We start from the raw sequence: 12,286 nt of genomic DNA on the forward strand, positions 1-12,286 counted from the left end.
CCCTGACGGTTTCCGTGTGCATCCACCACGGAAAACAAAGAAGAAAATCAAAAGCAACAGCGGGTCGCTCCGCTCGTTTCTCGTGATCATCTTTCCGGTGGATCCATATCCATCAGATCGCAAACAAAAAGAGCCGAGCATTGGCTCGGCTCTACATGATCTCCAGCCATCCACGCATGGCGTGGATCTACCGTGTCGACCAAGGTCGACAGCCACCAACAGCAGCACACACCGCCGTTCCGACGGCATCGGGAAACTGTCGAAGGCGGGGTGGTGTCGGGTTGCGGGGTGTCCGCGCCATGGATGGCGCGGCCAAGCCTACAAGGACGTACTTGCGGCGTCCCCGCAACCCGACACCACCCCGCCAACCCACGGATATCTCGCCTTTGACGTTGACGTTGCCGGCCAGCGGCCGGCACTACCACCGCGGGTGCAGGGCCGCAGGCCCTGCAGAACATCCTCAGCTGCGCATGCCCACGCCACGCTTCAGCAGCCACAGCGCCAGCGCCGTCAGCACCACCACGAAACCGATCATCAGCGCATACGCCACCACCACCGGCACATCGCTGCTGCCCAGCAGGCCATAGCGGAACGCGTTGACCATGTAGAAGATCGGGTTCGCGTGCGTGGCCGCCTCCGCCCATGGCGGCAGCAGCTTCACCGAATAGAACACGCCGCCCAGGTAGGTCAGCGGGGTCAGGATGAAGGTCGGCACGATTGCCACGTCGTCGAACTTCTTCGCATACACCGCGTTGATGAAGCCGGCCAGCGAGAAGATCGTCGCGCCCAGGATCACCGTGGTCAGGGTCACCAGCGGATGCGGAATGCGCACCGGGGTGAAGAACATCGCGATGATCAGCACGATCACGCCGACCATCAGCCCGCGCAGCACCGCACCGGCCACGTAGCCCCACAGGATCACCCAGTTCGGCATCGGGCTGACCAGCAGTTCTTCCACGTGGCGGCCGAACTTGGCGCCGAAGAACGACGAACTGATGTTGCCGTAACTGTTCTGGATCACGCTCATCATCACCAGGCCCGGCACGATGAACTGCATGTAGGTGTAGCCGCCCATGTCGCCCACGCGCGAACCGATCAGGCCGCCGAAGATCAGGAAGTACAGGGTCATGGTGATCGCCGGCGGCACCAGGGTCTGGCCCCAGATGCGCATGATGCGGGCGACTTCGCGGCGCACGATGGTCATCAGTGCGATGCGGTTGCGCTGGCCGTCGGTCAGGACCGGGGTTGGGGTGCTGCTCATGCGGATGTCTCCTGGTTGCCGGTGAGGCGCACGAACAGTTCCTCCAGGCGGTTGCTCTTGGTACGCATCGAACGCACGCGGATGCCCGCTGCGTTCAGTGCCTCGAACACGCGGTTCAGATCCATCGCGCGCGGCATGTCGATGTCCAGCGTGTGGCTGTCGGTGGCGATCAGGGTCGCACCCTCGATCACCGGCAGCTGGGCCGGCAGGGCGCCGTCGATGTCCAGCAGGAAGCCTTCCACATCAAGCTTGGCCAGCAGTTCGCGCATCGGGCCCTGGGTGACGATCTGGCCATGGTCGATGATGGCCAGGTTGCGGCACAGATGCTCGGCCTCTTCCAGGTAGTGGGTGGTCAGGATGATCGTGGTGCCGGCGGCGTTGATCTCCTTCAGCACCCGCCACATGTCGCGGCGGATCTCGATGTCAACGCCGGCGGTCGGTTCGTCCAGGATCAGCAGGCGCGGCCGGGTCATCATCGCGCGGGCGATCATCAGCCGGCGCTTCATGCCACCGGACAGGGTGCGGCTCATCACCTGCGCCTTCTCCCACAGGTGGGCGCGCTTGAGCTCGACCTCGGCCATCTGCTCGGCTTCCGCGCGCGGCACGCCGTAGAAACCGGCGTAGTTCACCAGGATGTCGAAGGGCTTTTCGAACAGGTTGAAGTTGATCTCCTGCGGCACCAGCCCGATCAGGCGCATGGTGGCGCTGCGGTTGCGCACCAGGTCGCTGCCGAACACCTCCACCTGGCCCTCGCTGAGGTTGACCAGGGAGCTGATGATGCCGATCAGGGTGGACTTGCCGGCGCCGTTCGGGCCCAGCAGGGCGAAGAAGTCGCCCGGGGCCACTTCCAGCGAGACCCCTTTCAGGGCCTGGGTGCCGTTGTCATAGGTTTTACGCAGGTCGCGCACGCGCAGGGCGGGCGCCGTATCGTTCTGGGAAGCCAAGCTCGAAGCCTTCGCGCCCATGGGCTGGCGCTGGAGAGGGGCGGGGAAGGTCTATTATAGAAGACCCCGAGGGCTTGCCCCGGCTACACACTGTCCCGAAAAGTCGTGCCTGTCCAATTCCCCATCAAACTGGTCGACCGCCGCATGCTGGCGCCCTCCATCGGCCATTACCAGTTCGTGCGTGACGACGGCCAGCCGCTGGATTTCCAGCCCGGCCAGTTCATCCAGGTCCATTTCAACTACGCCGATGGCACCGAAACCAAGCGCAGCTATTCGCTGGCGACCATCCACGACCACGCGCTGGGGCCAGGCGAGGCGGTGGATATCGCGGTCAGCTTCGTCCCCGGCGGCGCCGCCACGGCCCTGTTCGAGGCGCTGGACATTGGCGGCCAGGTCAGCGCGTCCGGCCCCTACGGCCGGTTCTGCCTGAATCCGGGCGACCACAACGGCCGCTACCTGCTGATCGCCACCGGTACCGGCGTCACCCCGTACCGCTCGATGTTGCCATTGCTGGCAACGGCGATGGCCGAGCGCGGGGTGCAGGTGGTCCTGCTGCAGGGTGCACGCAGCCCGGGCGAGCTGCTGTACAGCGAAGACTTCTACAGCTTCGCCGAAAAGCACCCGAACTTCCGGTATGTGCCGTGCCTGTCGCGGGAACTGCCGGCCGAGCCGCACCCGGACGTGCGCCACGGCTACGTGCAGCAGGCGCTGGCGGAGTTCACGCCGGACCCGGCCACCGACATCGCCTACCTGTGCGGCAACCCGGACATGGTCGACGCCTGCGCCGAAGCGCTGAAGGCGGCGGGCCTGGGCAATCCGCAGATCCGCCGCGAGAAGTACGTCAGCAGCAAGTAAACCCAAGGGTAGTGCCGGCCGCTGGCCGGCAACCTCATGGACGCACGAAGCCCTCACTGGAGGCGGCATCACGCCGCCCCCGGACCATGCCTCAGTACGGCACCCAGGCATCGCGCCAGGCCGAACCCACGCCCGGCCGGTACGCCTCGGCATTGACGTTGCACCACGCGCCTTCCGGGAACGGGCGGCAGGCGTACAGCTTGCCGTCGCTGCCCTTCACCACGGTCTGCCCGGGCACGTAGCTGCCGATGCCGGCCGGATACACATGGTCGAAGTCGCCGCCGGGCGACGGCGTGCCCGGGTCCGGCACCTTCGTGTCCAGCTGGAAGCGGTTGCCGTCCTTCAGGTACACGCGGTTGTCGGTGGCCGAGGCGATCGGCGTGATCGCGCCGTTGCTGAGCACCCCCACGCGCGCATGCTGGGCACTGGCATTGACCTTGCGGGCCAGCGCCAGCGGCCACTGCGCTGGCGCGGTCTGGCCTGCGGCGAGCGTGGCTTCCACACGTTCCACATCGTTGCCGTTGGCATTGAACACACGCAGCGCCAACGTGGTGCCGACCGGCAGCTCGGTACGCGCGGTGACCGGCCCGGCATCCTGCCACTGCGGCACCGGCGTGGTAGCGCCGCCGCCTTCAAAGCGCACATCCATGCAGGTGTAGAACGCTTCGGTCGAATCCGAGCGCTGCCAGGTGTTGTAGATCACATGCTGGCCGCTGCGCTGCGGCAGCGTGCATTGCAGCTTGTAGGTGCCATCGGCCGACAGCGGCGTATTGCCCAGCGAGCAGAATTCCTGCAGGTCGGCCCAGCGCAGCGGGCTGCCGGGCTGCCAGCCGGCGCGGGTGACGAAGAACTTCCAGTCACGCGTGGCATGCGGGGCGGTGGCCTTGAACACGAAGGTGAACCTGCCGTTCGCATCGGGCTGGATCGGCGTGGTCTGCCAGTCACTGCGATCCAGGTCCAGGCCGCGGAAGGTCGGGTTGTTGCCGCTGCACAGCTTGCCGTCCGGCACCACGGCCTGGTGGTTGCCGTTGGCGTTGGCCTGGTTGATGCCGTTCCAGTCGTAGAACGCCTGCGAACCGGCCACTGCCTTGGCGGCGGCGCAGGCCGGGTTGGTGGGGTTTTCCGGGTTGCCCTGGAAGCAGGCATAGACGCGGCTGACCGGGGTGATCATCGTGCCGTGTGCGGCCGCGTTGCCGGCAACGCCAACACCGGCGCCAACGAAGACGGTAGCCAGCAGCAAGGGGGTGTATCGCAGAGACATGGCGCATCCTTGTGGTCGTCGAAGAGAGCGGTGACCGCAGCACCCGCGCTGTGCCACGCGACGGACGATGAGCGGTACCGCCGCGAGTATCGAGCGGCGATGCACAGCGGGAAACCACGTCAACGCAGATCCGTGACTACGTGTGTGAAGCCCTTCCCGCAGGCTTCACGCCACTCTGAACGAATGCGTTGGCGGTCACGCCTGCATCGCGGAAACGATCACGTTCGCGCGTACCTTCACGACCGTTGATTTCCTGCCCGATCCACCTGGCACGAAAAGCATCCATGCCCTGCGTTGTGCAGTTGCACGAAGGCCACCGTCGCATCGGCGAACAACCGGTCCAGGTGCGCAGCAACCTCGGTGCCCTGGCAGACCAGGGCGCTCAGCATGAAGTCCGCGCTGTCATAGGCACGCACTGAAATCAGCCGACGGTGCACGTAGGCAGGTACCACGCCTGCCGGCAGCATGCAGCGGGTGGCACCACGCTGCACGAAGATCGGGCCCGAGGCGCGGTAGGGCGACTGCGAGGCCAGGTGTGTGTATGGCAGCAGAAGCAGTTCCGCACCCGCCGGCGCGTCGGTCAGGCTGACCCTGCAGGGGTAGCCGCCGCTGTCGCCGGCGCGTCGCCGCACGATTCCCCGTGCAGCCAACGCATCGTCGCTGGATTCGAAAAGTGCTTCGAACGGCTGGTGGTCGATGCCACTGAGTTGCCACGAATGCATGGAGTGTCTCCCGGTTTTCCGCGCATTCTGTCGGCGCCACGGGCTGCGTGCTCGCCATTTTCCGCCACCGGATTCGATGGCTCGCCTGCCCCTGCCCAGGTGCGACGGTCCGTGCGGCCGCCACAAGGCGCTAAGATGCGCGCGCCGCCCTTCCTGCAGCGCCGCATGTCCCTGGATTTCCCCACCGTCGCCGTGCTTGGCTTCCTGCTCTGCGTGGGCATCGCGCTGGGGTTCTCGTTGCTGCTGGTGGTGCTGCGCGGGCAACCGGTGTTGCGGCTGTGGACGCTCAGCCTGTGGGCCCTGACCCTGGGCGTGACCTTGCTGGCGCTGCGTCCCTACCTGCCGCAGGTGCCAGCGATTCTGGCCGGCAACGCGGCGATGGCCGCCTGCGCGGTGCTGCTGCTGCGTGGCATGGCCCTGCATCTGGGCCAACCGCTGCCGGCATGGCGACCGCTGTTGCTGGTGGCCGCGTTCATGACCGGCATCTTCCTGTTCCTGGCGCCGTGGCCGAACCTGGTGGTGCGCCTGCATGTATTCAGTGTGTTCGCCGCGATCATCGACGGCTGGATCGCCTGGCTGCTGCTGCGCCACGCCCCGCCACAGCAGCGCACCAGCTGCAGGCTGGCCGCTGCGGTGTTCCTCGCCGAGGGCCTGCTGTACGTGGTGCGCCTGTTCCTACCGGTGGCTGCCGACGCCGGCGAGGACATCATGCGTACCGGCACGCCGATGTTCGTGACCTACCTGGCCGGGGTGATGCTGGAGCTGGCCCGTTGCTTCGCTCTGGTGCTGCTGCTGGTCGAACGCATGCTGGTGGAACTGCGCCGGGCGGCGCGGATCGATGGTCTTACCGGCCTGCTCAATCGCAGCGCGGTGCTGGCGGATGGGCAGCTGCAGCTGGAACAGGCGCGCCGGCACGGTACGCCGTTGGCGCTGCTGTTGCTGGATGTGGATCATTTCAAGCAGGTCAACGATCGCTGGGGTCATCTGGCGGGTGACCACGTGCTGCAGCACTTCACCGCGGTGCTGCAGCGCTGCGCGATCGGCCGCGTGCATCTGCTCAGCCGCTATGGCGGCGAGGAGTTCCTGTTGCTGCTGCCTGGCAGCAGCGGCAATGAGGCGACGGCGCTGGCCGACGCGATCCGCCACGGCCTGCAGCAGCGTCCCGCCCTGCTCGATACCGGTCCGGTGGCGGTGACCGCCAGCATCGGGCTGGTGCTGGACGACGGCCGGACCGATCTTTCCGGCTTGATCGCGCTGGCCGACACCGCCCTGTACCGGGCCAAGGCCGAGGGCCGCAACCGCCTGGTGGCGGTGCCGACGCCGGCCTAGGACATCCGCCTGTCGCCGCCAGCGCCCGGCGCGTGTAAGTTGGGTCACATCTGTTTGGTCACATCTGCCGCGGCACACCGTCGTGGTGGACAGGAACATTCCCAGGGGAATCACGCACGATGCAACGACACCATTTCGCGCGGGCCGGATTGCTGGCCAGCATGCTGATTGCCGGCTGCAGCGCACCGCCGCAGGCAGGGTCCGACGGCGCAGGCGATACGCCCAGCCGCCGCTACGGCCAGATCGATTTCCATCCCTGCACGCTGGCCACGGAAGGCGCCAGCGCGAACGTCGAGGCGCAGTGCGCGACATTCCAGGTGCCGGAAGACCGGAGCAAGCCGGAGGGTCGCAGGATTGATCTGCGCGTGGCCTGGCTGGAGTCGGGCAACAGCGGTTCCGGCCTGCCGGACCCGGTGTTCTTCCTGGCCGGTGGCCCTGGCCAGGCGGCCAGCGAGGTCGCCGTCATCGTCGATACGGCACTGCGCCAGGTGCGCAAGCAGCGCGACATCTTCCTGATCGACCAGCGTGGCACCGGTGGCTCCAACCCGCTCAGCTGCCTGGGCGCGGATGGCAAGGAGCTGCCGATGGATGAAGACGCTGCGCCCAGCGAGGCGCTGCTGCGCGAGTACGCGGAGCGCTGCGCCGCGTCGCTGAAGGGCCGTGCCGACCCGCGCTTCTATACCACCGCCGAGGCCATCGCCGATCTGGACGCGGTACGCCAGGCGCTCGGCGCCGATACGCTCAACCTGGTTGGCGGCTCGTACGGCACCCGCGTTGCCCAGCGCTACGCTGCGGCCTATCCGCAGCACACCCGCAGCATCGTCATCGACGGCGTGGTGCCGAACGATCTGGTGGTCGGGGGCGAATTCGCCAATACCTTCGACAACGCCATCACCCTGCAGTCGGCGCAGTGCCGCAAGGATGTTGCCTGCAGCAAGCGCTTCCCGGTCGATACCCGCGCACAGCTGCGCAGCGTTGCGGACACCCTGCGCCGCACGCCGGTTACCGTCGAGTACCGCGATCCGGGCACGAATGCGCCGCGGAAGGATGTGTTGACCCCGGACAGCGTGGTCGGCCTGGCGTTCGCCTTCTCCTACGTACCGCAGTATTCCTCGCTGCTGCCACTGGTGCTGGACGAGGCCGCGCAGGGGCGTTACGCGCCACTGGCCTCGCTGGTACGCGGTGCGACCCGAAGCATGGATTTCCAGATCAACCGTGGCATGCAGTGGTCGGTGATCTGCAGCGAAGATGCACCGCGCTACCAGGCGCCGGCGGAAAGCGGAGACGCGCTGTTCGGGCCGGAAGCGGCGCGTGCGTTCTTCGCCGCCTGCCCGGTGTGGCCGCATCAGCCGGCGCCGGCTGATGCGGCAGCGCCACTGCGCAGCGATCTGCCGGTGCTGCTGCTGTCCGGCGAACTGGACCCGGTGACGCCGCCGCGTTACGCCGAACAGGTGCTCAAGGGGCTGCCGAAGGGACGCGCGCTGGTCGCCCGCGGGCAAGGCCACGGCACCCTGACCGCCGGTTGCATGCCGCGCCTGCTCGGCCAGTTCATCGACACCACCGATGCCAAGGCGCTGGATGCCAGCTGCCTGGACACGCTGAGCTACGTGCCGGCGTTCACCTCGTTCAACGGATGGGCCCCATGATCGTCGCCGACAACCTGCACAAGGCCTTCAACACCCGCACCGGCCGTATCCAGGCGGTGGCCGATGTCGGCTTCCGCGCCGAGGATGGCCGCATCACCGGCCTGCTCGGGCCGAACGGGGCTGGCAAGACCACCACCATGCGCATGCTGTACACGCTGATGACGCCGGATGAAGGCAGCATCACCGTCGATGGCATCGATGCCGCCCGCAATCCGGTGGAAGTACGTCGTCATCTCGGCGTACTGCCCGACGCGCGTGGCGTCTACAAGCGACTGACCGCGCGCGAGAACATCGCTTACTTCGGCGAGCTGCACGGCCTGTCCGCGTCGCGCATCCGCGAACGCATCGAAGTGCTGTCGCATGCGCTGGACATGGGCGACATCCTCGACCGCCAGACCGATGGCTTCTCGCAGGGCCAGCGCACCAAGACCGCCATTGCCCGCGCGCTGGTGCACGATCCGCGCAACGTGATCCTCGACGAACCCACCAACGGCCTGGACGTGATGACCACCCGCGCACTTCGCCGCTTCCTGCTGGGCCTGCGCGAAGAAGGGCGCTGCGTGATCCTGTCCAGCCACATCATGCAGGAGGTCGGTGCGCTGTGTGACCACATCGTGATCATCGCCAAGGGCACGGTGATGGCCGCCGGCAGCGCCGATGAACTGCGTGCGCAGTCCGGCGAACCCAACCTGGAAGATGCGTTCGTGAAACTGATCGGCAGCGAAGAGGGCCTGCACGCATGAGCATGATGTCGACCATGATGACGGTGATGCGCAAGGAACTGCGCGACCTCTCGCGTGACCGCCGCACCCTGATGCTGACCCTGCTGTTTGGTCCACTGCTGTACCCGCTGCTGATCCTGGGCATGGGCAAGCTGGCCGAAAGCCGTGTGCGCATCCAGATTGAACAGCCACTGCAGATCCCGACCATCGGTGCCGAGAATGCGCCGAACCTGGTGCGTTTCCTGGCCGCGCAGGGGCTGAACACCGCGCCGGCGCCCAAGGATCTGGCCGAGGCGATCCGCTCGCAGGAGATCGACGTGGCCCTGCGCATCAGCCCCGATTTCAGCAAGGACTGGGCCGACGGCAAGCCCGCACTGGTGGAGGTGATCCGTGACAGTACCCGGCGCGCCGCCGAGGTACCCAGCGCCCGCCTGCAGGCGGCCCTGGCGACCTACAACGGCCAGGTCGGTGCGCTGCGGCTGATGGCACGTGGCGTCGACGCACAGGTGGCGCGGCCGCTGGAGGTGGCTACCCAGGACATGGCCAGCGCCGAGGCCAAGCGCGGCATGATGCTGTCGATGCTGCTGCCGGTGCTGCTGACGCTGACCTCGTTCATTGGTGGCGCCTATCTGGTGATGGATGCCACCGCCGGTGAGCGCGAGCGGCAATCGCTGGAGCCGCTGCTGGCGACCCCGGGTTCGCGCAGCGCCATCGTCAGCGGCAAGATCGCCGCCGCCTGCGTGGTCGGCTTCGCCTCGTTGCTGCTGACGTTGATCGCGTTCAAGGCCAGTGCGCAGATCGCGCCCGGCAATGTCGGCCGGCAGCTCAACATGAACATCGGCTCGATGTTGCAGATGCTGCTGGTGATGGTGCCGATGCTGCTGATCGGCACCTCGCTGCTGACCTTCCTCTCGGCCGCGGCCAAGAGCATGAAGGAAGCGCAGAGCCACATGACCTGGCTGGTGCTGCTGCCGATGCTGCCCGGCTACGCGCTGATGGCCTACCCGGTGAAGAGCGAGCTGTGGCAGTACGCAGTGCCGTTCCTGTCGCAGAACCAGATGCTGTTGAAGGTGATCCGCCACGAGGCGATCAGCCCGACCATCTGGGCGGTCTACCTCGGCGCAAGCCTGGGTCTGGCCGCAGTGCTGTGGTTTGCTGCCGTGCGTCGTTACCACAACGAACGCCTGGCGATTTCCGGCTGAGCGTAACCGGTAGCGCCGGGCCATGCCCGGCGGATATCGAACGAGGCCCGGTCATCCCGGGCCTCGTTCATTTCAGCGCAGTGAGGCGTTTCCTTCCCCATACCGCGCCGGCGTCACTCCCATCTCGCGCTTGAACACGGCGATGAAAGAGCTGGGCGTGTCGTAGCCCAATGACAGTGCGACGGTGGTGACCGGCTCACCGGCCAGCAATCGCGGCAGCGCCAGCAGCACGCGCAGGCGCTGCCGCCAGTGGGTCAGGGTCATGTTGGTCTCGGCCTGCCAGCGGCGGGCGAGGCTGCGACTGGACAGGCCGCTCGCTGCGGCCCAGTCCTCGACGCTGCGGGTGTCATGCGGCGCGCGCGCCAGGGCCGAGGCGATGCGACGCAGGCGGCGGTCGCTGGGTTGCTGCAGGGCCAGCGGCAAAGGCGTGCCGGCGGCGATCTCATCGATGATCACACCGGCCAGGCGCTGCTGCACCGCATCCAACGCCTGCCCGGGCCACCGCAGTGCCCGCGGCACTGCCACCTGCAGCAGGTCGCTGGGCTGGAAGATGCGTGGTGTGGTGGGCAAGCCTGCGCAGGCTTCCCTGCTGAAGTACAGGCTCCAGCCATCGAAGCTGCCGATGCTGGACAGCGCATGCGGGTGCTGCGGCGGAAGCCATGCCACGTGTCCGGCCGGAAGCAGCCAGTGGATGTCGCCCGCCTCGATCCGCAGCAGGCCCGTGTGGGCGCCCAGCAGTTGCCCGCGCGCGTGCTGGTGGCGGGCGGTGCGGCGTGAACCCGGCATCGCCAACTGCGTGCCGAGCAGGGCGGGCCCCGCGCTGGCATCAGCCAGTGCAGGATCGATCAGGGGTGTCTGGACTGTCTGTTCTGCCATATCGATTGGCAGTTATACGGCAGAACGGTCGGAAGCGAGCGTCGACACTGGTCGTCCATTCCCCAGGAGAACGCCATGCAACCGCAGGACATCCTTCCCGATCACCAGAACGACGTGCAGGTGAACGGTCTCACCGTGCGCAAGGGCAGTGTCGGCGCCTTCCTCGCCAGCGTCCGCGACTGGCAGGATCCGGCCGGTGACTCCGCCACCCGTGCCGCTGCCGAAGCCGATCTGCGCAGTCTGCTGCCCGGACTGCACGCATTGGGTCTGTTCCAGGTGCTGGCGGCACGCGATCCGACGCTGCAACGGTTGATCGACGGCGCAGCCTGAAACGAACAAAGCCCGGACATGCCGGGCCTTGCTCCAGAACCGCCGGGCGCGGCCCGGCGCTACCGCCTTGGGCATCAGCCGCCCGGTGCGAACACCAGCGTGCGGCGGGTGGTGACCGGGGCATTGACCGGCTCAAAGCGCCAGCGCTTGACCGCGTTGAGTGCTTCGCGATCAAAGACGCGCGAGGGCGTTGCACGCAGCACGCGCGCATTAGTCACCGAGCCGTCGGTGCCGACGGTGATTTCCACAAGTACTTCGCCGGAAGTGCCCGAACGCAGCGCGTCGGCAGGGTAACGCGGTGCCGGCGTGCTGACCGGGCGCAGGCTTGGCGCGGCGGCGGTCGCTGCCTGGCGGGCGGCGTTGGCCTGCTGCGCCGCGGCCTGCTGCTGCTTCTGCTCGGCATCGCGGCGGGCGGCGGCCTGGCGCTCGGCTTCCTGGCGCTCGCTGTCACGACGGGCAACATCCTGCTGCGCGGCAATCTGCTTGGCCGCCTCGGCTTCCTTGGCGCGCTGTTCGGTCAGGCGCTGCTGCTCGGCCAGCTGCTTGGTGCGGTCTTCAGCGTCCTTCTTGACCTTCTCGGTCTCGTCTTCGGTGCGCTTGGCCGCAACCTGCACGCCCTTGCTCAGGCCTTCCTTCAGGCGCGGCAGGGCCGGGGCCGAGGCGTCGACCTTTTCGATCAGGGCGACCAGCCGCTGCGCTTCGGCGAAATCTTCGCGGCCCAGGTGCTGCTCGGCGGCGATCAGGGTGTAGGGCAGCAGGTCGGTCAGCGCGCTCTTTACCGAGGCGTCGTCCGGGGTCTTGTCGCGCAGTGCCAGGTAATACTCGATGGCGTTGTCGCCGGCCGGGGCGTACATGCGGTTCTCGCGCAGTGCCTGGCTGGCCGATTCGCGCAGCTGTTCGGTGCCCATCGACTGCACCTTGGCGGCCACGGCCGGTGCGGCTGGCGCCGCAGCGACGGGGGCGGCGGCACCCGGCGCGGCCGGAGCCGGTGTTTCTTCCTTGCCCGAGCAGGCAGCCAGGGCCAATGCCAGAGCGACCGGCATCCACCGGCGCGCGGCAGCGATCATTGCGACGTGCGACATCCTGCTCCCCTCTAAGAAGACGACGTTACGAAAAACGTAGATACGCATGGCCGGGA

Annotated in this window: 12 protein-coding genes; 6 read left to right on the top strand and 6 right to left on the bottom strand. The window is 67.3% G+C overall.

The genetic code is table 11. The features are described 5' to 3' along the window. Positions 1 to 460 precede the first annotated feature (460 nt). Positions 461 to 1,261 (bottom strand): ABC transporter permease, encoded by an 801-nt coding sequence (locus HFK18_RS05760; protein WP_099819852.1) that lies wholly within the window; start codon positions 1,259 to 1,261, stop codon positions 461 to 463. Further along, positions 1,258 to 2,226, bottom strand: coding sequence for an ABC transporter ATP-binding protein (locus tag HFK18_RS05765; RefSeq protein WP_162291996.1), 969 nt, complete (start codon positions 2,224 to 2,226; stop codon positions 1,258 to 1,260). The genes HFK18_RS05760 and HFK18_RS05765 overlap by 4 nt, the downstream gene beginning before the upstream one ends. An 84-nt stretch (positions 2,227 to 2,310) precedes the next feature. Between HFK18_RS05765 and HFK18_RS05770 the strand changes: the two genes are divergently transcribed. Beyond that, positions 2,311 to 3,060, top strand: a complete 750-nt coding sequence (locus tag HFK18_RS05770) for a ferredoxin--NADP reductase (protein WP_180165023.1) — start codon at positions 2,311 to 2,313, stop codon at positions 3,058 to 3,060. 91 nt (positions 3,061 to 3,151) lie between these two features. On the opposite strand, the gene HFK18_RS05775 is transcribed toward HFK18_RS05770, so the two are convergent. Beyond that, complete coding sequence (locus HFK18_RS05775; protein ID WP_180165025.1) at positions 3,152 to 4,321, bottom strand: lytic polysaccharide monooxygenase; 1,170 nt, start codon at positions 4,319 to 4,321, stop codon at positions 3,152 to 3,154. Between the two features lie 236 nt (positions 4,322 to 4,557). After that, on the bottom strand, positions 4,558 to 5,043 hold the full coding sequence (locus HFK18_RS05780) for a DUF1203 domain-containing protein (RefSeq protein WP_180165027.1): 486 nt from the start codon (positions 5,041 to 5,043) through the stop codon (positions 4,558 to 4,560). A gap of 135 nt (positions 5,044 to 5,178) precedes the next feature. Between HFK18_RS05780 and HFK18_RS05785 the strand changes: the two genes are divergently transcribed. From HFK18_RS05785 to HFK18_RS05800, 4 genes are all read left to right on the top strand, one after another. Further along, positions 5,179 to 6,372: a GGDEF domain-containing protein gene (locus HFK18_RS05785; protein ID WP_257216080.1), complete on the top strand. Its 1,194-nt coding sequence runs from the start codon at positions 5,179 to 5,181 to the stop codon at positions 6,370 to 6,372. Between the two features lie 119 nt (positions 6,373 to 6,491). Further along, positions 6,492 to 8,018, top strand: coding sequence for an alpha/beta hydrolase (locus HFK18_RS05790; protein WP_180165029.1), 1,527 nt, complete (start codon positions 6,492 to 6,494; stop codon positions 8,016 to 8,018). Further along, positions 8,015 to 8,761 carry an ATP-binding cassette domain-containing protein gene (locus tag HFK18_RS05795; RefSeq protein WP_100462046.1) on the top strand — a complete coding sequence of 249 codons (747 nt, stop codon included), beginning with the start codon at positions 8,015 to 8,017 and terminating at the stop codon, positions 8,759 to 8,761. The genes HFK18_RS05790 and HFK18_RS05795 overlap by 4 nt, the downstream gene beginning before the upstream one ends. Continuing rightward, the gene (locus HFK18_RS05800; protein WP_100553959.1) at positions 8,758 to 9,942 is read left to right on the top strand and encodes an ABC transporter permease; all 1,185 of its coding nucleotides are present in this window, start codon (positions 8,758 to 8,760) and stop codon (positions 9,940 to 9,942) included. Before HFK18_RS05795 ends, HFK18_RS05800 begins: the two co-directional genes overlap by 4 nt. Positions 9,943 to 10,014: 72 nt before the next feature. On the opposite strand, the gene HFK18_RS05805 is transcribed toward HFK18_RS05800, so the two are convergent. Next, positions 10,015 to 10,818, bottom strand: coding sequence for a helix-turn-helix transcriptional regulator (locus HFK18_RS05805; RefSeq protein ID WP_180165031.1), 804 nt, complete (start codon positions 10,816 to 10,818; stop codon positions 10,015 to 10,017). Between the two features lie 75 nt (positions 10,819 to 10,893). On the opposite strand from HFK18_RS05805, the gene HFK18_RS05810 reads away from it, so the two are divergent. After that, positions 10,894 to 11,148 carry a hypothetical protein gene (locus tag HFK18_RS05810; protein ID WP_180165033.1) on the top strand — a complete coding sequence of 85 codons (255 nt, stop codon included), beginning with the start codon at positions 10,894 to 10,896 and terminating at the stop codon, positions 11,146 to 11,148. A 74-nt stretch (positions 11,149 to 11,222) separates the two neighbouring features. Here the strand turns inward: HFK18_RS05810 and HFK18_RS05815 are convergent, their stop codons facing one another. After that, complete coding sequence (locus tag HFK18_RS05815; RefSeq protein WP_180165035.1) at positions 11,223 to 12,230, bottom strand: energy transducer TonB; 1,008 nt, start codon at positions 12,228 to 12,230, stop codon at positions 11,223 to 11,225. Between the last annotated feature and the right edge of the window lie 56 nt (positions 12,231 to 12,286).

This window comes from Stenotrophomonas sp. SbOxS2, assembly GCF_013416715.1.
GTDB lineage: Bacteria > Pseudomonadota > Gammaproteobacteria > Xanthomonadales > Xanthomonadaceae > Stenotrophomonas > Stenotrophomonas lactitubi.